The following is a 20079-nucleotide window of genomic DNA, read 5'->3' on the forward strand; positions in this document are numbered from 1 at the left end:
AGTGCGCCTCTGAGCCCCGGGTCAGATCTGGGTGAGGGCCCAGAAGCCGACCGCGAAGCAGGCCAGGGCCAGCAGCAGGACCGGGATCGCCACCTTGGGGGGCGGTCCCGGCCGTCTCCGGGGCGCGTGGTGCGCGACGGTACGGTGCGCCGGGTGCCCCTCGTGCTGGTCGTGGCCCTGGTGCGGGTGGGGCTGAGGCGCCTGGGGGGTCCGGGGGGTCCCGGGGGTCTGCTGGGTGTAGGGCCGGGTGAGCGAGTACTCCTGCCGTACGGCCGAGGTCTCGGCCTGGGCGAGTTCGGCGGGCGAGAGCGGGGCGCCTTGCGGGAACGGCTGGGGCAGCGGCTGGGGGGAGGGCTCCGGCAGGGGCTGCGACGGAGATATCCGGGGCGCGTGAGGTGCCTGTGGTGCAGGGGATGCATAGGGCGCCTGAGCGGCTTGGGGCGTCTGAGGGGCCTGCTGCTGGGCCGGTGGCGGGGGAAGGTGGAAGCTCCCCGTCTCCGACATGGCGGTCGGCATGTCGGTCGGGGGCGGCGTGTGCGGGCCGGCGGCCGTCCCCGGAGCCGCGGCCTCCGCCCCGGGGGTGGAGGCGGGGGCAGGGGTGGGTGTCGGCGTGGGGGTCGGCTCAGGAGCCGGTACGGGCGCGGACGGGTCCCCCGATACGGGCACGGACGCGGCCCCCGCTTCGGCGGGCGCGGCCGTGGGGGCGGGCGCGGGTGATGGCGCGGGCTTCCGTACGGGGCCGGACGGGCCGAACCCGTCCGGCAGCGGCCCGATCTGGTCGAAGATCTCGACCGGCTCCTCGTCCTCCCCGCCCTCGGGGAGGAGATCGACGGCCGCCGCCAGCGCCTTGCGCGCGCCCGTGGCCGTACGGAACCGGGCGTCCGGGTCCGTCTGGACGAGCCCCGCCAGAACCTGCCAGAGGGGCTCGGGGATGCCCTGGGGCGCCCCCGGGGTGCCGTGGGCCGCGAAGTGCTCGACGAGCGCCTTGGAGTCGGGTTTCTGGCCCTGGAGCAGATAGAGCGCGACGAGGCCGACCGCGAAGAGGTCGGCGGGGAAGTCGGGCTCCGCGCCCATCATCTGCTCGGGCGCGAAGTAACCCGGCGTCCCCACCACGTAGTTGGTCTCCGTGAGGCGCGGCTCCCCCTTGCGCATGGAGATCCCGAAGTCGGAGAGGCGCAGGTGCGGGCGGGCCGTTCCGGTGGCGTCCAGCAGGATGTTGGCGGGTTTGATGTCCCGGTGCACGACGCCCTCCGCGTGCACCGCGGCGAGGGCGGCCAGCAGTTGGTCGAGCAGGGTGCAGACGAACCGGGGCGGCAGCGGGCCGTAGTCGCCGATGACATGCGCCAGCGACCCGCCGGTCACCAGGTCCATGGTGAACAGCACCTTGTCGTCGTCCGCGGCCCAGCTCGCCGGGGCGAGGACATGCGGGTGGTCGATCCGGAGCGCCTGCTCGCGGACGAACCGCAGCAGGGTGTGGGCGTCGCTCTGCTGGAGGACCTTGGCCGCCACGTACCGCCGTCGCCGGTGGTCCCAGGCGCGCCAGACGGCACCCACCCCGCCGCGGCCGATCGGGTCGATCAGCTCGTACCGCCCCGCGAAGACCTCACCCATGGCGCAGCGCCCGCTCCCCGTAGTCCCGATTGCCCTGTAAGTCCTGCTGTTCCCGGCGAACGCCCCCGCCGGGCTTCCCCGCCGGACGCCCCCGCCGGACGTTCCTGCCGGGAAACCCTGCCAGGCGTCCCGTCGGACGTCCCCGCCGGACGTCCCGACGCCTAACTCTGGTGCGCCTCGTAGTGCGCGATCGCGTCGGCGGTACGCCCGGCACCGTAGACCCGGAGGAACTCTGCCAGTTCGGGCTGGGTCGGTGCGAGGGAGTCCGCCGCGTCTATGATGTCGCCGGCCGCGGCGACCGAGCGCAGCAGGGACTGGATCTCGCGCACGACCCGGCGCACGGTGGGCGCGCCCGTGCTGTTCGTCGTCTGGCTGGTGCCGGTCAGGACGGAGCCGCCCTGGGACTTCTTGATCTCCTCCATCCGGTCGGTGGCCTCCCCGGCGCTGACGCTGCCGTCCGCCACCTGCCCCGCCAGATCCTGGAGCGCCTGGACCCGCTGGACGACGGCGGGGTTGCCGATCTTCGCGCGCTGGCCGCTCATCAACTGCGACAGCATGGGAGCCGACAGCCCCAGCACAGCGGCGAGCCGCGCCTGGTTCAGCCCCAGGTCATCGATGAGGCGGCGGAAGAGCGCCCCCAGAGGCTCCCCGTACCAGCTTCTCTGCAGCTCTCTGGCTCTGGCCGTCGATTCCTGCTGTGCGGCATCCATACGCGTCTCCCCATCGCTTCCCCAATGCGGCGGCTTCGCTGCTGCGAACCTCGTGGGGCATCTTACGGAGCGTGGTCGCACACGGGGAGCCCCCATCGTTTTGCGGGATCCCCCGGAACACCCGGTACTCTGGTTTCCGGTGATGGGGGGATCCGATCTCCACTGGTCGGCGTACCCGTCTTCCCCGGGGCCTTAGCTCAGTTGGTAGAGCGCTGTCTTTGCATGGCAGATGTCAGGAGTTCGACTCTCCTAGGCTCCACATCAATAGAGGTCCCCTGACCAGCGGAAACGCCGGTCAGGGGACCTCTCTGTGTTCATAACGTCAGCACCGTGTCAGCACCGATCTGATTTACGTTTCCCCACGTGGCGTACATCAAGAAGCGGGACAAGCGTGACGGATCGGCCAGCTTCACGGTCATGTGGAGGGCCGGCGGAGTTCGTGGCGGCAAGCAGGAGTCCGAGGTTTTCGAGGGCGAGGCAGCCGCCGAGCGCTTCCGTGATCTGGTGAACGGCCACGGCCAGCAGTGGCCCCCGGGGTGGACCCGCGGTCAGGGGTTTGTCGTCGATCGGCGGCGTGCGGACGTAATGTTCGAGCCGTTCGCGCTCGCCTACGTCGACCGGCTCACCGGCATTCAGGGTGATACGCGTAGCAAGTACAAAAAGGAAATACGGGAGAACATGGCCCCGTGGTTCGGGCCGTACTCCGTGGAGGGCGGCGAGGGCGGCATCGTCCGCACCATGGTTCAGGAGTGGGTCAACGACCTTGAAGCCGGACGCCTCGCTCCGCTCGACCCGCGTGACCGGAAGCCCCGGACCGCGTACGCGCCGAAGACTGTGCACAACAAGCACGGCCTTCTCAGTGCGATCCTTCAGTCGGCTGTGGACGCGGAACCGTCGCTGCGGGCGGCCAATCCGTGCGCGAAGACCCGGCTGCCTCGGCTCGACGGAGCCGAGGACGAGGAGGAGATGGTCTTCCTCGAACGCGACGAGTGGGCCTGGATCTACGCATGCCTTCGCGATGACGCCAAAGACCTTGCCGAGACCATGGCGGAGACCGGCTTCCGGTGGGGCGAGGCCACCGCTCTCCAGCCCCGCGATCTCCGGCGGCGCAACGGGCGCCCCGCCATCCGGGTGCAGAGGGCCTGGAAGAAGGACGAGGACGGCAAGTCCGTGCTCGGCGCCCCGAAGACCAAGAAGTCGCGCCGTACGGCCGTCATCACGCACAAGCTGGACCGAATGCTCCGGCGTCGCGCCAAGGGCTTGGCCCAGGACGCCCTGATCTTCACCGGCCCCGAAGGGGGCAAGTGGGACCCCGGCACTTTCCGCCGCTTGCGGTGGATACCGGCGATCGAGCTGGCCGCCGAGAGGTACGGCCTCATCAAGCGACCGCGCATCCATGACCTCCGTCACTCCCACGCGTCGTGGCTGATCGCCGCCAAGGTGCCGCTGCCGGCCATCCAGGGGCGGCTCGGCCATGAGTCCATCACGACCACCGTGGACCGCTACGGGCACCTCCTTGACGCCTTGGACGATGAAGTCGTGGCCGCCGTCGAATGGGCCATGGACCCGACCGCTCCGTTGCCCGGTTTCCTGGCGGACTCCGGCCTTGCCTCCGCGACGGACGGACTCCCCCGGGTCCCCCGTCAGCCCTCAGGACTGGCTCAGGAGAGTTGGAAGGACGCTGGCGACACACCGCAGGAGGACTTCGTGGAGCACGGGAACGGCCCGGTCTTCGTCATCACCCTGGGAGGCCGGGAGGTGCCGTTCGCGGACCGCCGGCACGCACAGGATGTCGTCGATCAGTGGAACGACGACCACGAGGAGGAGAGCGCGGCCATGCGGGCGGACGGCTGGCCCGAGGAGAAGATCGCCCGTCACGGAGCCCTTGCCCCGGAGGAACGCGAACGCCGGCCCGGCGGAGGGCCCGTCTGGACCCGGATGCCGGAGCGGCAATTCGTGTACTCCGCCCTGGCGTCGTACGAAGCGGACGGCACCCTGACGTACGAGCCGCTTCCGGTGAGCGGCCGGTGGAGGTGGGAGTTCGAGCACGACGGCTTCACCACGCGGTCCGCGGAATTCCGGACCGAGTCCCGCCACGGCGCCATGGAGGCGCACGCCCGGGGCATCAACAGGTCGGCTGTCTCCAGGGCTTTTGAGCGGGCCCGGGGGGAGGCTCTGGAGGTGTGCGTCAAGAACCGGAACGCTGACCTAGCTGGTACACAGGCATGACACCGTGCCACCCCCCGAAGGGTGTTCCACCGTAACGAGTGAGTCGGGGGTGGGAGACAGCCTCCCTCCCCGGGCGATACTCAGTGGCTCTGCCGAGGTGCCGCCGTGCAGCGCCGCACTGGTTTCGCCGAGTCGCGGCCTCACGTAGCTTGCGCGAGTTACACGGGCCCACCTCGCCGTACTCTCCGGAGAACACAGCGAACTACAGGTCGCCATCCGGGGACGGCGCGCTCCCTACCACAGAACGTGCCGCAGTTGCGCGGGAGGCGTTCGCCAGAAGCTACGGGCTGAGGTATGAGCTCGAACGTGTTCGCTCCTCGGACCGTAGTTGAACCCGAGTGACACCCGAGCCCGGCCTCGTCACCAGAGGCTGAGGGGTGACAGCCTGCCGCGATCGCTGCCCGGGTCCTTGTCAGGATCTGAGCTTGGGACTCTTCAGCCTCGTGTCTGGCTCGGATGGCCACGGTGACCGCGAACCTGCTTCAGGTCTGTCCCGTAAAGGATCTCCAGGTCTTTTCGGGCGCCGTTGGCCGTCGTGCGGGCCGCTCGTGTATCAGGCGAGGGCGAGGCTGTGCATCCGGGCGATGCCGAGGATGGCTGGTCCCCAACGGCCGGTTGCGCAACGCTGCCCGGTGCGGGACCAGTAGTGTCGGTGGCCCTGGTGTTTACGGACAGGGAGCGGACGGATGCGGTCTGATGAACCATCCCGGGGGTCACGGGTTGATCCTTGGCTCGGCCACTATGCGCAGCGGGCCGAGGGGATGGTCGCGAGTGAGGTGCGGGCGCTGTTCGCGGTGGCGTCGCGGCCGGAGGTCGTGTCACTGGCGGGCGGGATGCCGAATGTGTCCGCTCTGCCCATGGATGCCGTCGCGGCGATGATGGCCGACCTGGTGGCGGAGCGCGGGGCGGTTGCCTTGCAGTACGGGTCCGCTCAGGGGGATCCGAGTCTGCGGGAGACGATCTGCACGGTGATGGCGGCCGAGGGCATCGACGCGCGCCCGGATGACGTGGTGGTCACCGTCGGCTCGCAGCAGGCGCTGGACCTGGTCGCGCGGGTGTTCCTCGATCCGGGCGACACGGTGGTCACCGAGGGCCCGACGTACGTCACCGCGCTGGGGACGTTCGCCGCGTACCAGGCCCGCGCCGTCCACGTCGACATGGACGAGCAGGGCGTGCTCCCCGAAGCCCTGGCGGAGACGTTCGCCCGGCTGGAGCGCGCCGGGCGGGCGGCGAAGCTGTTCTATACCGTGCCGACCTATCAGAATCCGGCGGGGGTCACGCTGGTTGCAGAACGGCGGCTACGGGTTCTGGAGGTGTGCAGGCGGGCCGGGGTGCTGGTGCTGGAGGACAACCCTTACGGGCTGCTGCACCTGGAGGGCGAGCCGATGCGGGCTCTGCGCGCGGATGCCCCTGCGGATGTCGTCTACCTGGGGTCGTTCTCCAAGACCCTGGCCCCGGGCCTGCGGGTCGGCTGGGCCCTGGCGCCGTCCGCGGTGCGGGACAAGCTGGTGCTGGCCGCCGAGAGCGCGATGCTCTCCCACTCTGCCTTCGCCCAGATGGCCGTGGACCGGTACCTGCGCACCCAGCCGTGGCAGGAGCAGCTGAAAGCCTTCCGGGAGATGTACCGGGAGCGGCGTGACGCGATGCTCGGCGCCCTGGAGGAGCACATGCCGGCCGGGGTGTCGTGGACGCGGCCGGGTGGAGGCTTCTTCGTGTGGGTGACGCTGCCGGAGGGGCTGGACTCGAAGGCCATGCTGCCTCGCGCTGTCCAGAACAGAGTGGCCTATGTGCCGGGGACCGGCTTCTACGCCGACGGCGCCGGGCAGCGGACCATGCGCCTGTCGTACTGCTATCCGCCGCCCGCGCGGATCATCGAGGGCGTGCGGACCCTGGCCGGGGTGGTTCGCGGCGAGCTGGAGCTGTGGGAGACCTTCGGCACCACCGCGCGTTCGCACAGCCCCGGGCCGCAGACACCGGGCCCGGACCACTCCTGACCCCGCCGACTTGCCAGAGAAACGGATGAGCATGAGCGACCTGAACGTCACCGTCATCGCCGGGGGGCTGTCACCGGAGCGCGAGGTGTCACTGCGCTCCGGGGCGAGGGTGGTCGACGCGCTGCACCGGGCCGGGGTCGAGGTGGAGCTCCGCGACGTCGACAAGGATTTGCTGCCCGCCCTGGCCCAGGACCCGCCGGGCGTGGTCTTCCCCGTGCTGCATGGCGTCGCCGGGGAGGACGGGACCATAAAGGAGGTCCTGGAGCTGGCCGGCGTGCCCTACGTCGGAGCCCGCCCGCACGCGTGCCGTACGGCGTTCGACAAGACCACCGCCAAGGCGATCCTCCAGGACGCCGGGCTGCGGACCCCGGAGTCGGTGACGCTGCCGAAGCAGGCGTTCCACGACCTGAGCGCGCCCGCGCTGACCGGCCGGATCGTCGAGCGGCTGGGACCGGATCTGTTCGTCAAGCCGCGCGCCTGCGGCTCGGCCTTCGGTGTGAGCCGGGTCGAGTCGCCCCAGGACCTCCCGCAGGCCCTGATGGCGTGCTTCGCGTACCACGACGAAGCGCTGATCGAACGGCGGGTGAGGGGCACGGAGATCGCCGTGGGGGTGGCTGATCTCGGTGACGGGCCGCGCGCGCTGCCCGCGGTCGAGATCGACGCGGGAAGCGGCCTGTACGACTACACCGCCCGCTACACGCCCGGGGCCGTCGAGTTCCACTGCCCGGCCCGCCTTTCCGCCGAGGTGGCCCAGGAGGCCGCCCGGGTGGCTGTCGCCGCACACCAGGCGCTCGGACTGCTGGATCTGTCGCGTACGGACGCGATCGTCACCGCGACCGGTGAGGTCTTCGTCCTGGAGACGAACGTCGCCCCCGGGATGACGGAGACCAGTACCTACCCCATGGCACTCGCGGCTGTCGGCCTCGACTTCGGCGTCTTCTGCCGCGACCTCGCGGCCCAGGCCGCCCACCGGCACGGCCCGTCTGCCTGATGGCACGCGGGGGCCGCCGTACCCGGGCGGGGTGCGGCGGCCCCCGCGCGTGCTATTGGCCGGGTCCGGCGAGCCGGTACAGCGAGATGTGCCGGCCGCTGGTGTCCGCGTCGTACGGGGTGCGCTCCCAGTCCTCCCACCGCTCGCGCAGCAGCAGTCCCGCCTCTCCGGCGAGCGCGTCGATCTGCTCGGGCCGCCAGTAGCGCATCTGACCCGGCAGCACCCGCACCGGCTGCCCGTCCCGCAGGACGACCTCGGAGTAGTGGAACTCCTGCTCCTCGTCGCGGTTCTCGGCGGCGAAGACCACCACGGTGTCGGTGGTCCGCCGCTTGAGCGCCACCACGCTCTCCTCCGCGGGGAACACCCCCGGATGCGGGCCGTCGGGCAGCCGCTGTCCGGGACGCGGTACGAACGTCTCGATCAGGAGCGTGCCGGTGCCGGTGAGCATGCGGGCGGCGTTGTGCAGGAACGCCCGCTGCGTTGCCTCGGAGGCCAGCAGGAAGAAGGTGTTGAACAGGGCGCACACGAGATCCGTCCGCCTGTCCGCGACATAGTGGGCGGCATCCGCCGTGATCGGCGTGACGGGCAGGGCACCTACCTTCTTCGCGAGTTGCCGCGTCATCTCCTTGGACGCGTCGACCGCGAGGACCGGAACGTGCTCGGCCAGCGGCAGCGTGACCCGCCCGGTACCGGAGCCGATCTCCACGGCGGGTGTGGCGCCCGCGAGTTCGGCCAATAATCGGATCTGCGCGGTCGACGGCACGAAGTCGCCGTACAGGCCGTCGTACTCATCAGCCGTACGCTCGCCGTAGGTGTCACTGTCGTATGTCACGGAGATTCCCTTCGTCGGGGGTTCAGCACGGCCGGGGGCGGAATGCCACTCCGGTTGGTGCGCTTCTTGGTGCGCGTCTTGGTGCGCTTTGCGGGCCGGCCGGTGAGGTTGCCGTCCGCAGGCCCGGGTGTCGGCCGGCGTATCCGGCCGGGAGACTCCGACCGGCACGGCGTCGGCCCGTAACGCCGCGCCGGCCTGAACCTCCGGCGGCGCAAGCCCCCGCCGGGAGGGAAGCCGAGGGGGAGCAGCACCACCGTGCGGGCGGATGTGCTCGGCGCCCTGCGCCTGCCCGTCACCAAACGTCCCAGGTGCCGCGCTTGGCGATCAGCTCGACCGCCTTCCACTCCGTGGGCCAGGGCTCGGCGCCTCCGCCGTCGAACTGGCGGCGGAGGTAGGGGACACCGTCGCGTACGTCGGTGAGCACGGCCCTACAGCCCCGGGAGGTGTCGCGGACGAGGTCGCCCACCCCCGCTCGGCGAGGCACCGCCGCGCGGGTCACTGCCCACCCTCCTGCGACATCTCGCTCCGCGCCGTGCGACGGCGTTGGCTCTCGACAGCGTCGATCGCCCTCGCGCAGCCCTCGCCCTGCCCGACGCGGGCCCGGTAGTCCGCCCAGTCGCCGGCGGCCCAGTGGTCCAGCCAGGCAGGGAAGTCCTCGCCGCTCACCGGTCGGCGTCCACGGCCGGGACGCCGTACATCGACGCGCACGGGTCGCAGGCGAGCAGGGTGGCACCGTGCAGAATCGGCACCGGGTATTGGGGGTCCGGAGTCGCGCCGCACCAGCAACACGAGTGGCCCGCAATCTGCTGAGGGCTCAGCCGTTCGCGGTGGATTGCCGGGGCGTCCACGTACACGCCGGTGGAGGGCTGTCTGCTGCGCGTCGTCATAGGGGTGCCTCGTGGTCGGGAAGCTTGCGACGGCCATCTCCCGCGGGGAGACCGAAGACGGCCTTCGGCGTCTGCGGCGTTCACAGGAGAGCGCTGTCCAGTACAACGCCGGAGAGTGGTCAACGGGCAGGAAAAAGCGCGCTGTTGCTACTCGCGGTGACCGGAAATTTGTGAAGGACGGGATCCGCGCAACCCCTCCACGCCTCGTGATCAAACGGATACGGTGAGCGTGTGGAAGGCAATTCCCGGCTTCAGGCCCACATGATCGAACACGCCTTCAAACAGGGCTCGTTGGCCGAGCGGGTGAACGAAGAGCTGATGGCGGCCGGTTACCGGGGGACCGTCGGCGACCGCACGGTCCGCAACTGGGTCACCGGAAAATCCCGCTGGCCGCACCAGCGCCGGCGCGACGCCCTCACGGCAGTATTCGGATGCACACCCGCGTGCCTCGGCTTCTATCCGCCGGGCATGGCCGCACCGCCCTACGAGGACCCCGAAGTCATGCTTCGACGACGCTTTTGCACCGCCGCCTTCGCGCTCGCCGCCCCCGCCCTGCCGGCCGTCGACACCCGTCCCACCGCCGTGGGCACCTCGGACGTGATCCGTCTGCGGGGCGGTTTGGACCGGCTCACCCTTCTCGATCAGAAGCAGGGCGGACACGCCGCCCTCGAACGCGCCGCGCTCGCCGGCGCGGCCGAGGCCATAGGCATGCAGGACCGGTCCGCCTCGCAGACGATCCGGCAACGGCTGTTCGGCGTGGCTGCTGCCTACACCACGGCCGCCGCCTGGTCGTGCATCGACGCCCGACGGCTCGATCACGCCGAGCAACACGTGAACGAGGCGCTTCGACTGGCCGGGCTGTCGCAGGACTCCGTGGCACTGATGCGGGTGTGGAACTCCACCTCGATCCTCGCGCACCAGCTCGGCCGCCACGCCGAAAGCGTGGCAGCGGCTCAGGCCGCCCAGTCCTGTACGATCACGCGCCGCGATCCGCTGTTCGGATCCCTCGCGCACGCCCGTGCCGCAGTAGCACACGCCGACCAGGGCGATCGGCAGGCCGCGATCCGCTCGATCGGATACGCCGAGGAAGCCCTTGAGCGAGCCGATACGCGCCCCCGTCCGGCGTGGGTCGCCTTCTACGGGCCCGCGGAACTGTACGCCTTGACCGGGATCGTCCGCAGACGTCTCGGCCAGCACGCGGAGGCCGAGACCGCCTCCCACCATGCCCTGGCCATGCTCCCCGCGACGTATCGGCGCAACCGCGCGATGACGGTCGTGGACCTCGCCGTCGCCCAGCTCCACCAGGGTGACGTGGAGCAGGCTTGCGCCACGACCGAGATCGCTTTCACCCTGATGTCCGGGGGGCCGCTGCCCGGCCGTCTGCGCGTCCTGCTCGGCGACTTCTACCGTGATCTCCTCACGCTCGCGTCCACCACCACCGTGGCGCGTGAGTGGGCCGACCGTTACCGATCCGAATGGAGTTCCGCGTGACCACGGCATCCGCCATCGACCTGCGCCGCTACGGACACAACGACCTGCCCGGCATCCGGCAGACCCTGCTCGACGTCCATGCCGACGCCTACTTCGACCGGCGGCACGAGGAGTTCGTACAGCGCTTCCCCTGGTTCGTGGACCACTGGGGCGGACGTGACGGCTTCGCCTGCGTGGTCGCCTACGAGAACGGACAGCCAATCGGCTTCACCTACGGGGCACCAGGCGAACCGGGACGCGAATGGTGGCGCGAACACGTGGCCGTGGACCCGGCCGACCCGTCGACGTTCTCCATCTCGGAACTGATGCTGAGGCCGGAGTGGCGGAAGCAGGGGCTCGGGGAACGGCTGCACACCGCCCTGCTCGCCGACCGGGCGGAGGCCCTGACCGTGCTCACCGTGGACACCAGACGTCCCCGGCTCCAGGCGTTGTACGAGAGCTGGGGATACCGGAAGATCGGCGAAAACCAGCCGTTTCCGGACTCCCCGCTGTACGCCGTGATGCTGCTCGACCGCACGCACACGGCCTGACCTCCCCGAACAACCGCCTCCCGCAGGAGCCATCCGCACTTCCGCAGGGGGCTGCGGTCCCCTGCCCGGCTTGCCGAGGTCTGGCAGGGGACCGTCTTGTCCGGCAGGGGTGGGTGTTCACCACAGACTCAGAGGGCGGCCTGCCGCCGCTGCTGTCCGGATACGGAGAGCCATCTCCGTCTTGGACGCCCTGTTGGCGAGCCCGCTCCGTATGGTCTCGCCGATAGCGCGCGAGCGGCCGGCCGGCCCGCGAAGGTCGGCCAGAGGGCTGCTGGGGTTGCGGCGACGCGCGATCCACTCGGCTCGGTTTTCCGCCGGAGTTCCCAGCCGCAGGTGTTCCGGCCGCTGGCACGAATGGTTGTCGCACGTATGGCAGACCGTCGGGCTGTCGTTGTCCCACCCGAGCCGAGGAATCACGCCGTGCGCGAGCTGGTAGCCGTACAGATGGCCGGGGACCGTGCCGCGCCGAGTCCGGCCAGGCCGCGACGCTGCCCGAAAACTGGCATGTCCGGTGCTGGAGATGCCCCCGAAGAAGAACCAGCAGCCATCGGGCGAATCGGTGCGGTAGACCTTGGCCCAGTAACGGGCCTGAACGGATTCGTCAGCCAGCCAGGTCTCCCACTCAACAGCCGGAATACGTACGGGTGTTGGCTCGCCGATGAGGGCAAGCTGCTCATCAACGTGAACGGGCCCGGACCCGTTCACCGCCGAGAGCGGGAAGAGTCCGGGCCCGAGGCTGTTCTCAGGCGGCATCAGCCCGGCTGCCGTCCGGAGTGACGGCCGGAGCCGGGGCGCCCGAAAGCGAGAGAGACTGATCCGACGCCTCTGCCCGAGGCTTACGTCCTCGGGACGGGCGAGGGCGCTCGACACGGGCCCGCAGCGACTCGATGACCTCCTTCGCGCGAGCTGCGGTAACAGGCTTCGCCTCCCGCTCCAACTCCTCCGCCGGTACCCCCAGCAGTTCCGAGACCAGCTCGGCATCGCCGTCGAACAGCCGCAGAACGACAGCGGCAGCTTCCCGTGCCGTGACGTCGGCCTCTTCCTTCGCCTTCGTCGCCTTCGCCGCAGCTTCACGTGCGGTCAACGCGGTCGCGGCGGCCAACTCCCGCGTTTTCGCCTTCAGCGCTTCAGCGGCGCGAACCCGCCGGCGCAGCTCCGCCGCGCTCACCGGCCCTGCCGAAGTGGTGCTCACGCCTGCCCCCAAGTCCTGTTCGACAACACTGCTCTTCGCGCGCACCGTAGACACAGGTCCGCGGACATCTCGAACCATCAGCTCATCGGTGCCGGCCTCAAAGACTTGATGCCTCCGGCGGGTCCTCTCTCGGAGGGGGGTGGGGGCTTGTTGGTTGGGTGCGGGGGCGTTGTGGTGCGGGTGGTGAGGGCGGGGTTCCCTCCTCGGTCGGACACCCCAAGGGGCGTACCAGGAACCCGGTCACGGTGTCCAGGCCGGGCCGCTGCGCGGTCGCTTCGCGAGCCTGGACACCGTGCCCGGAACCCTGGTACGGCGGAGCTGTCCGACCGAGGAGGGAACCCCGCCCAGGTCCGTTGTGGGCGGGCCCGGTCGGGTGGGTGCGGGTCGGCAGGGGAGAGAAAGGGCAGGTCAGGCGCTATTTCTGGGTTGCCCCGACCCCCTGAAACGTGGTTTAATTAGTCATGTCGGAAGGGGAGGGCAACCCTCGGCCGACGTCGGCAGGCCGACCGGCCGCCGACAATCCCTCTCACCAGGAGCAGAGCAATGGGATCTTCCCGAGCTGACGTGAACCCCAAGCTGGCCACCATTCAGGCCCTGTTGGCCAAGGCTGAGGACGCCGCCACGTCCGAGGCGGAAGCCGAGCTTGCCCGTACGCGGGCGATGGAGATGATGGCGAAGTACGGCGTGGACGAGGCGCTGTTGAGTGACGGTCGGCCGTCACGTGACGAGGTCTGCGACCGGAACATCGACCTCCCCAACCCGTGGTCCATGTCCCGTGTCCGCCTGGTGTGCTTCATCGCCGAGTCAGTCGGGTGCAAGGCCGCCTACATGGGCATACGCGGGAATGTGCGCCGCGTCCACGTCGTCGGCTACGAGTCCGACATCCAGCGCACCGAGATCCTTTGTGCCTCCCTCGTTCTCCAGATGATCGGCGGACTCGGCGCACAGGTCGTCCCGTACGGTGTCCGCAGTGCGCGAGCATGGCGCAACTCGTGGACTATCGGCTTCGCCGAACGTGTTCTTGAACGACTCGGAGCGATCGAGAAGGCCGCCCGCGCCGCCGCCCGCGACGAGACCTCGGCCACCGGCCGCCGTGGTGAACTCGTTCTGGCCGACCGTGACGCGAAGGTTCAGGCAGCCTTTCGGCGGGCGCACCCGAATGCCCGGGTGTCGCGCAGTTCGTACAGCGGCAACGGATACGGCGACGGAGCCGCCGCAGGCAATCGCGCCGACATCGGGGGCACCCGACGCATCGGCGGGAAGGTAGCCGGAGCGCTCGCGGCCTGAACCGTTCATCCGGGCCGGGGCGGCAGCCCGCCGCCCCGGCCCTGGTTCAGTTCATGATCGATCAAGCTAGAACATGGCTTAGTTATTGGTGTCGGAGGGGGAGGGCAACCCCCTGCCCGACGCCGTCACCGGGCCGAACGGCCCGAAAGACTCTCACCAGGAAGAGAAGGACCGATGACCAACTTCAAGACCCAGGCAGGCGTCCAGACGGCCTCTGCTCCGTGGCCGACCCTCACCGTCGCCGAGCTTGTCGCGCACCCCGGCAACGTCCGCGACATCGAGGCTCCGGCCGATCTGCTGGCCGACGTGACGAGGAACGGCGTCGAGGAGCCGCTGTACGTCGTACGGACTCACGGCAACGTGCCGCAGATCATCGACGGGTTCCGGCGGCTGGCCGTCGCCGTCGCCGCAGGGCTGGAGACCGTGCCGGTCACGCCCCGCCCTGTGGTCCGTATCGACGCGCTCACCCCGCACCCGAAGAACGCCCGCGAAGATCTCGACATCAGCACGCCGTTCGTGGAATCTCTCCGCGCCGAAGGATGCCGCATCCCGGTCAAGATCCAGCGGCTCGACGGAGGAATCCTCCAGGTCAACGACGGTAACCGCCGCTTCTACGGATCGAAGGACGCGGGGTTGAAACACCTGCCGTACGAGTGGGACGACGACGACCGCGATGCCGCCGGTCAGTTTCTCGACATGATCACGACCGCCCAGCACCGTAAGAGCCTTACTCCGTCGGAGATGAACCAGGCGATGTTCAGCGCGGCCGAGGCGGGCGCGCAGGTCGGGCGCATCGCGCGAGCCGCAGGCGTACGGCAGAAGGACGTGAAGGCCCTGGTCAAGGTCCGGTCCGACGAGAAGCTGTCGGCCGCCGTCAGCGGTGCGGGCAGCTACGCGTGGACCTTTGAGCATCTGGCCGCGCTCTCGGAGTTCGCGGACGACCCCGAGGCGCTGGCCGCGATCAGCGAGGCCGCCGCCGAGGACGACGCCGACGCCGGAGACGTTGACTGGGCGATTGCGATCGAGCGGACCAAGCGCGACAAGCGGACCAAGGCCGAGGCCCAACGTGCCGAGTTGGAGGCCGCCGGGCAGAAGATCCGGGATGCGGAGGAGCTGTCCGAGCGAGCCATGCCTGTGTGGCGACTGCGCGGCATCAGCACCGAGGAGCACGCCGAGTGCAAGGGTCTTGTGTGGGTGTTCGATGAGCGGCGGGGTGACCGGTACGAGCCCTATTGCTCCGCCCCCGGCCTCTACGGGCATGTGGCGCCCGAGACCGCCAGCGGGGGCGGCGGCACGAAGACCGCTGCTGAAGTCGAAGCCGAGCGCGCCGCCCGTGCCGCCGTCAAGAAGGGGAATATCGATTGGGACGCCGCCGAAGCTCTGCGCCGGAAGTGGATCACCGACCTGATCAAGCGGCGCAATCTCCCGAAGACCGCGACCAACGCCCTGATCGGGCACGTCAATGACGCGCTATTGAACGGGAGTTGGGGCATCGCCGATGATCTGAACAAGGGTGGCACCACCGAGATTCTGGCCGCCTTCTTGGGGGTGAACTCCGAGCAGGCCAAGGACCGGGGCAGCTTTGCCGGGCACGTCGCCAAGGACCCCCGCCGAGCCCCGCAGCTTCAGTTCGCGGCCATCGCCGCCGTACGGGAGAAGTGCGCGAACCGGTCCGCGTGGCGTACGGACAGCCAGCACGCCCCGTGGGCGCGGAAGCCCACCGGCCGGTGGTTCCGGGTGCTCGCGTCCCTCGGGTACCCGCTCACGCCCATTGAACAGTCGGTCGTGGACGAGGAGCCCTACGACCCGTCGAAGAAGAAGCCCCGCGCCGCGATCACGTCCGGCAGCGAGCCGGAGGCCGAGCGGGAGCCCGGCACCGATGGGGAGGCGAGCGAGCCGGAGGCCGAGGAGGCCGACGAACTGTCGAGCGACGACGAAGCCGCTGCCTGACCACGTCAGCCGTCCGATACCGGGGGCGGGAATCCGCCCCGCCCCCGGCTGTCCCAGGAGCCCCACAGTGACCCGTACCGCTCTGTTCGAGACCCGCGCCGACGACCACGGTTGCGGGTGCGTCCCCGCCCCCGCCGAGCCCGACCCCAGCACCACCGCCGACATCATGCAGGCCCGCGCCATCGCGGGCGGACTCGCGGAGTTCGGCATCGGGCCCGCCCGCTGGTCGGTCGCCTACGACCACCAGGCCGCCGCCGTCGTTCTACGCGTGGACACCCCGCGCGGACTGTACGCGCTCGCCATCCCGGCCCCGGGCCAGCCGTTCCCTGTCCGCCACCGGGGCGAGCGCGTCGGGGCGCTGGACTGCCGCCGCACGTACGGCACCGCCGACAGCTACGTTGCCGCGATCTTCGCCGCGTTCCTGCGTGACCGCGCCGCACTTGATATCCCCGGTCGAGATGTATTCCCCAGAACAAAGAACATGGTTTAATTAATGACGTTGGAAGGGGTGGACCCCCTTCCAACGTCCGGGCCGCCAGTCGACCCGACCCCGGTCGTACGCGGAGGGCAACCCGCCCGGCCGGGCCCGCGAACCCCTCTCACCAGCAGGAGCACCCACGATGACCAGCGCAGCCATGCGTTTTTCCATCCCCGCAACGGCTCAGTCCCGCGTCCGTCAGCTTGTCGAGGCCACCAACGCCCGCGCCGCCGTCCATCAGCTCACCGCGTACACGCTCGACATCTCCGCGCCCTTCCTGGCTGACTACGAGGACAGGGACGGCCGCTTGATCGGCCAGCGCCCCACCGTCACCGTGACGATCTCCGGTGACGTTCCCCGTCACCGTGGCTGGACCGTCGTCGCCCGTCTGGACCACGACGAGGAGGGCGAGACGATCACCAGCCTCTTTCCCGGTCTGCCCGAGGAGGACGCCGAGGCCGCGCGCCAGTACCGCGCCATCGAGAACTTCTGCCACGGGTGCGCCGTCGCTCGCCACCGCACCGCCACCTATCTCGCCCGCCACGAGAACGGCGAGATACGGCAGTTGGGCACGACCTGTGTCGAGCCGTACACCGGCCTCCCCATCAAGGGCCTGGAGGCGCTGTGGCGGTTCGGCACACTGAAGGACTCCGATTGGGACGGCGACGAGGGCGGAATCCCGGCCGACCTCCGCGTGCCGGTGGTCGAGGTGCTGCGGGTGACCGCCGCAATCGTGCAGTTGGAAGGCCGGTTCTACAGCCGGTCCGAGGAGTGGAAGAACGCTGAGCCGACCGCCGATGGCGTCGCGGCGTACTTCTTCGACCGCCGGGCCCCCGAGGAGTGGCGGGCCGACATCGATGCCGTACCCGACGCGTCGACCACCGCCGCAGCAGTCCGCGCGTGGGCGATTCAGGGCTTCGGAAGCCTGTCCGACTACCGCCACAAGGTCGGGCAACTGGCCAAGGCGGAGACGGTTGAGCCGCGCCACCTTCCCACTCTGGTATCGGCCATCGCGGGTTGGTACCGCGACCAGGAGAAGGAGGCCAGCGAGCGCGCCGCCCTGCTCTCCCGGCCGCAGGGATCCGTGGGCGAGCGCATCACCACGAACGCCACCGTCACCACCGTGATCGAGCTGGAGGGCCGGACGTACGGCTACCACACGCAGCGCCGCCGCCTGGTGAAGTTCCAGGACGCCGATGGGAACGTGTTCGTCTGGTTCAGCAGCGCCGGGACCGTCCCCGACCTGGGCGACGAGGTCGAGCTGACCGGCACGGTCAAGGACCACAGCATGTACGGCGAGATCGCGCAGACCGTACTCACCCGGTGCCGCGTCTCCGAGCGCGAGCCGGTCGCCGCGTAACAGAGCCCGGCCGGGCGGGGAGTCGCCGTCCGGCCGGACCCCCGGCCGCCGGGGCCGTGGGGTGGGCGGCATCGAGCCGCCCGCCCCACGCGCCGCCCACCGCAGAGCGGGGCCGCCCGCGTCGGCGGCCGGCCCCGCTGACCGGCTGCCGTGCGAAGGACATCCCTTCGGGATGGCTCAGCATGGCCCGGCTCGCAGCCGGCCGGAACGTCCGGGCCGCAGGCGGCCCTCCCGTCCCGTCCGGACGCCGGGCCAAAGGACGTGCCCTGCGGGCACGGCGGCACTGCCTGTCGCGCTCCGCGCGACCACGGGCGGCACACCCACCACGAGGACGGCACGTCGCCGTCCGCACCACCGAGACACTTACGAGGGACACCCCATGCCCGAGAACGCGTACGCCACCTATCCCCACAGTGGAACGGCCGGAGACCCAACTCCGCAGACCTGTCTCCAGGTCGCCAGGCAGGCAGCTCTTCTCGCCGCCACCGCAGCAGACGACACGATGACCGCCGTGTGCCGTGCCCGGTCCGGAGCCACCTCCCGATTGGAGGCGATCATGCACGAGACCCACAAGGAGGCCGTCGAGGCCGAGCGGTACGCCGATCGAGCAGAGCAGTACGCAGCCGATCCCACCATGCCGAGCGGCGCCCTGGTGTACTGCGCCCGTAAGGCCGTCGACCACGCCGTTCGTGCCCAGAAGGCGGCCGGAGTCGAGGCGACCGCCGCAGACCTGCGACCCGAGCTGGAGCGCAGGTTGACGGTGGCCGAGTACGCCGAGCGGGAAAGCGCCTGCCGCCGCTGGGAAGCCGAGCAGGAAGCCCAGGAGCGGGCGGCCACCGGCATGGACTCCGAGAACCGGGACCGCGTTGTGAGGAACCGGCATCTCGCCGATGAGTTCGTTGCCGATCTCTGCTGGACCGCCGGACACGTCCGCGTGCTGGAGGCGGCCGAGTCAGGGCGCCTTTACTGGCGAGATGGGCGCGCCCGGCAGGCAGCACGCCACGGTGTGTGGAACGGTGGCCGCCGGATCAGCCGCGAGCGGACGCAGGCACTGTTCGCCGCCCGGTTCCTCGTCGCCGTCCGCCAGGAGGACGGCGCCCGCGTACTTGCCCTCAGCCCGATGGGCCACGTCGCTCTTGAACTCGTGCGCCTCAACCCGGCTGCGCTGTACGGCACCGACCAGGCCGCCTACGAGGCGCGGTTTGCCAAGGTCCGTCGACGCCACAAACGCCGCGACGACCAGAAGGCCGCCGCCCACCGGCTTCCGGCGCTCAACTCCACGGCACGGAACCTCTACCGGAGGCCGGTCACGCTTGTCCAACAGCACGAGCGCGCTGAGCGCGAAGCCGTCGAACGGTGGGAGGAAGAAGGCGGTCACTGCCCCGGAGCGGACGTTCCCGCGCTGACGGCTGGCTCCGGTGAGACGGTGCCGGCCGGGGGCATTCGGTTTGCGCGTCGGTACTCGGCCGAGCAGCCTGCCCTGTGGTGACCGCTGGGCTGGCGTGTGATGGATCAGGCTCAGCTCACGAAGTCGGTTTCATTCCAGGATCATGCGGGGCAATCTGCGTTATCGTCAGTCCGCTCTACCGGAATCTCTGCAATTTTCTTTCCGGTGAGCACTCCATTCTTGTTAGGGAACGGATCATATTGATTCCCGTATTCAAGCCCGCTGATGAGACTGCCAGCGCTATTTGGCAGCAGATACGCGTAGAGGAAATAAATCTCACCCTGGCCCGGCTTGGGGTTGCCTAAGTGGGAAAATTGCAGGCCCCAGGTATCGTCATCGTACTGAGACGCTGGCTGGAGATTATACAATTTCCTCTCGTCGGCTTTGTTGTTTTTCAAAGTTTTGAGATGGGCGAACCATACCTGATATCCCGGCGGAATTTTTCCTGTACCTCTGATGGTGACACAGTATCCAACCAATTCGTTCGGCCTGGGTGAAGTCACTTTGAGGTGGGCAGTCGGTTCGTTCGCTGCCTTTCTGGGTTGTCCCAGAGGGAAAGTGTCAGGCCAGGCAATGTTCGAAGCCCAGTACACAGCTACCAAGACGAGAGTCAGTGCCGCCGCGAGTGCTACCCGTTGGGCGGCCGCAATGCTTTGGGGCGCCAGGAACCGGTGCAGTAAGAAAAGGCCGGTGAGGCCGAATACCGATACCGCGATTGGCAAGTATCGGGCAGGAATTGAATTTCCGATGCTGGCGAGAAAAGTGGCCACTGCGGCGATGTTGGTGGCGATGCTTGATGTCACTAGTAATCGTTCTGTTCCTGGTGTCATGACAAGGTTATAACCCTCCGTATGGGATCAACTCCACCCTGTCGTGTGAAAGTGATGCAGAGCTGTTACTGGCGATTGTGTGCCTCCGGCGGGTCCTCTCTCGGAGGGGGTGGGGGCTTGTTGGTCGGGTGCGGGGGCGTTGTGGTGCTGGTGAGGGCGGGGTTCCCTCCTCGGTCGGACACCCCAAGGGGCGTACCAGGAACCCGGGCGCGGCGTCCAGGCCGGGCCGCTGCGCGGTCGCTTCGCGAGCCTGGACGCCG

At 69.6% G+C, this 20079-nt stretch carries 18 protein-coding genes and 1 tRNA gene; 11 read left to right on the forward strand and 8 right to left on the reverse strand.

Annotated elements, in window-relative coordinates; translation table 11 throughout:
- Positions 1-21: 21 nt before the first annotated feature.
- Positions 22-1611 carry a serine/threonine-protein kinase gene (locus tag AB0O07_RS31845; protein WP_365639899.1) on the reverse strand — a complete coding sequence of 530 codons (1590 nt, stop codon included), beginning with the start codon at positions 1609-1611 and terminating at the stop codon, positions 22-24.
- Between the two features lie 161 nt (positions 1612-1772).
- The gene (locus tag AB0O07_RS31850; protein ID WP_365639901.1) at positions 1773-2321 is read right to left on the reverse strand and encodes a DNA-binding protein; all 549 of its coding nucleotides are present in this window, start codon (positions 2319-2321) and stop codon (positions 1773-1775) included.
- 186 nt (positions 2322-2507) lie between these two features.
- Here AB0O07_RS31850 and AB0O07_RS31855 point away from each other — a divergent pair.
- From AB0O07_RS31855 to AB0O07_RS31870, 4 genes are all read left to right on the forward strand, one after another.
- Positions 2508-2580 (forward strand) — tRNA-Ala (locus tag AB0O07_RS31855).
- Between the two features lie 104 nt (positions 2581-2684).
- A complete protein-coding gene (locus AB0O07_RS31860; protein WP_365639903.1) occupies positions 2685-4550 on the forward strand; it encodes a site-specific integrase in 1866 nt (621 codons plus the stop codon).
- A 686-nt stretch (positions 4551-5236) separates the two neighbouring features.
- Positions 5237-6544 carry a PLP-dependent aminotransferase family protein gene (locus tag AB0O07_RS31865; protein ID WP_365639906.1) on the forward strand — a complete coding sequence of 436 codons (1308 nt, stop codon included), beginning with the start codon at positions 5237-5239 and terminating at the stop codon, positions 6542-6544.
- Between the two features lie 31 nt (positions 6545-6575).
- Positions 6576-7535 (forward strand): D-alanine--D-alanine ligase, encoded by a 960-nt coding sequence (locus tag AB0O07_RS31870; RefSeq protein WP_365639908.1) that lies wholly within the window; start codon positions 6576-6578, stop codon positions 7533-7535.
- 52 nt (positions 7536-7587) lie between these two features.
- Here AB0O07_RS31870 and AB0O07_RS31875 read toward each other — a convergent pair whose 3' ends face one another.
- The 3 genes from AB0O07_RS31875 to AB0O07_RS31885 all read right to left on the reverse strand — a co-directional run bounded on the left by AB0O07_RS31875 (position 7588) and on the right by AB0O07_RS31885 (position 9254).
- The gene (locus AB0O07_RS31875) at positions 7588-8367 is read right to left on the reverse strand and encodes a class I SAM-dependent methyltransferase (RefSeq protein WP_365639910.1); all 780 of its coding nucleotides are present in this window, start codon (positions 8365-8367) and stop codon (positions 7588-7590) included.
- A gap of 292 nt (positions 8368-8659) precedes the next feature.
- Complete coding sequence (locus tag AB0O07_RS31880; RefSeq protein ID WP_365639912.1) at positions 8660-8866, reverse strand: hypothetical protein; 207 nt, start codon at positions 8864-8866, stop codon at positions 8660-8662.
- 163 nt (positions 8867-9029) lie between these two features.
- Positions 9030-9254, reverse strand: a complete 225-nt coding sequence (locus tag AB0O07_RS31885; RefSeq protein WP_365639913.1) for a hypothetical protein — start codon at positions 9252-9254, stop codon at positions 9030-9032.
- A gap of 231 nt (positions 9255-9485) precedes the next feature.
- Here AB0O07_RS31885 and AB0O07_RS31890 point away from each other — a divergent pair, with 231 nt between their 5' ends.
- Together AB0O07_RS31890 and AB0O07_RS31895 are read left to right on the forward strand one after the other, a co-directional pair.
- Positions 9486-10745, forward strand: a complete 1260-nt coding sequence (locus AB0O07_RS31890; protein ID WP_365639916.1) for a hypothetical protein — start codon at positions 9486-9488, stop codon at positions 10743-10745.
- Positions 10730-11275: a GNAT family N-acetyltransferase gene (locus tag AB0O07_RS31895; protein ID WP_365639918.1), complete on the forward strand. Its 546-nt coding sequence runs from the start codon at positions 10730-10732 to the stop codon at positions 11273-11275. Before AB0O07_RS31890 ends, AB0O07_RS31895 begins: the two co-directional genes overlap by 16 nt.
- Positions 11276-11392: 117 nt before the next feature.
- Here AB0O07_RS31895 and AB0O07_RS31900 read toward each other — a convergent pair whose 3' ends face one another.
- Both AB0O07_RS31900 and AB0O07_RS31905 read right to left on the reverse strand, forming a co-directional pair.
- Complete coding sequence (locus AB0O07_RS31900; protein ID WP_365639920.1) at positions 11393-12028, reverse strand: HNH endonuclease; 636 nt, start codon at positions 12026-12028, stop codon at positions 11393-11395.
- A complete protein-coding gene (locus AB0O07_RS31905; RefSeq protein WP_365639922.1) occupies positions 12018-12467 on the reverse strand; it encodes a hypothetical protein in 450 nt (149 codons plus the stop codon). Before AB0O07_RS31905 ends, AB0O07_RS31900 begins: the two co-directional genes overlap by 11 nt.
- 564 nt (positions 12468-13031) lie before the next feature.
- Between AB0O07_RS31905 and AB0O07_RS31910 the strand changes: the two genes are divergently transcribed.
- The 5 genes from AB0O07_RS31910 (at position 13032) to AB0O07_RS31930 (ending at position 19031) form a co-directional block, all read left to right on the forward strand.
- Positions 13032-13754, forward strand: coding sequence for a DUF2786 domain-containing protein (locus AB0O07_RS31910; RefSeq protein ID WP_365639924.1), 723 nt, complete (start codon positions 13032-13034; stop codon positions 13752-13754).
- A 174-nt stretch (positions 13755-13928) separates the two neighbouring features.
- Complete coding sequence (locus tag AB0O07_RS31915; RefSeq protein WP_365639927.1) at positions 13929-15704, forward strand: ParB N-terminal domain-containing protein; 1776 nt, start codon at positions 13929-13931, stop codon at positions 15702-15704.
- A gap of 67 nt (positions 15705-15771) precedes the next feature.
- A complete protein-coding gene (locus AB0O07_RS31920; protein WP_365639929.1) occupies positions 15772-16194 on the forward strand; it encodes a hypothetical protein in 423 nt (140 codons plus the stop codon).
- 130 nt (positions 16195-16324) lie between these two features.
- Positions 16325-17542: a hypothetical protein gene (locus tag AB0O07_RS31925; protein WP_365639932.1), complete on the forward strand. Its 1218-nt coding sequence runs from the start codon at positions 16325-16327 to the stop codon at positions 17540-17542.
- A gap of 556 nt (positions 17543-18098) precedes the next feature.
- A complete protein-coding gene (locus tag AB0O07_RS31930; protein WP_365639934.1) occupies positions 18099-19031 on the forward strand; it encodes a hypothetical protein in 933 nt (310 codons plus the stop codon).
- A gap of 59 nt (positions 19032-19090) precedes the next feature.
- Here the strand turns inward: AB0O07_RS31930 and AB0O07_RS31935 are convergent, their stop codons facing one another.
- On the reverse strand, positions 19091-19819 hold the full coding sequence (locus AB0O07_RS31935; RefSeq protein ID WP_365639936.1) for a hypothetical protein: 729 nt from the start codon (positions 19817-19819) through the stop codon (positions 19091-19093).
- Between the last annotated feature and the right edge of the window lie 260 nt (positions 19820-20079).

The sequence above is a fragment of the Streptomyces sp. NPDC093085 genome (genome assembly GCF_040683935.1).
Lineage (GTDB): Bacteria > Actinomycetota > Actinomycetes > Streptomycetales > Streptomycetaceae > Streptomyces.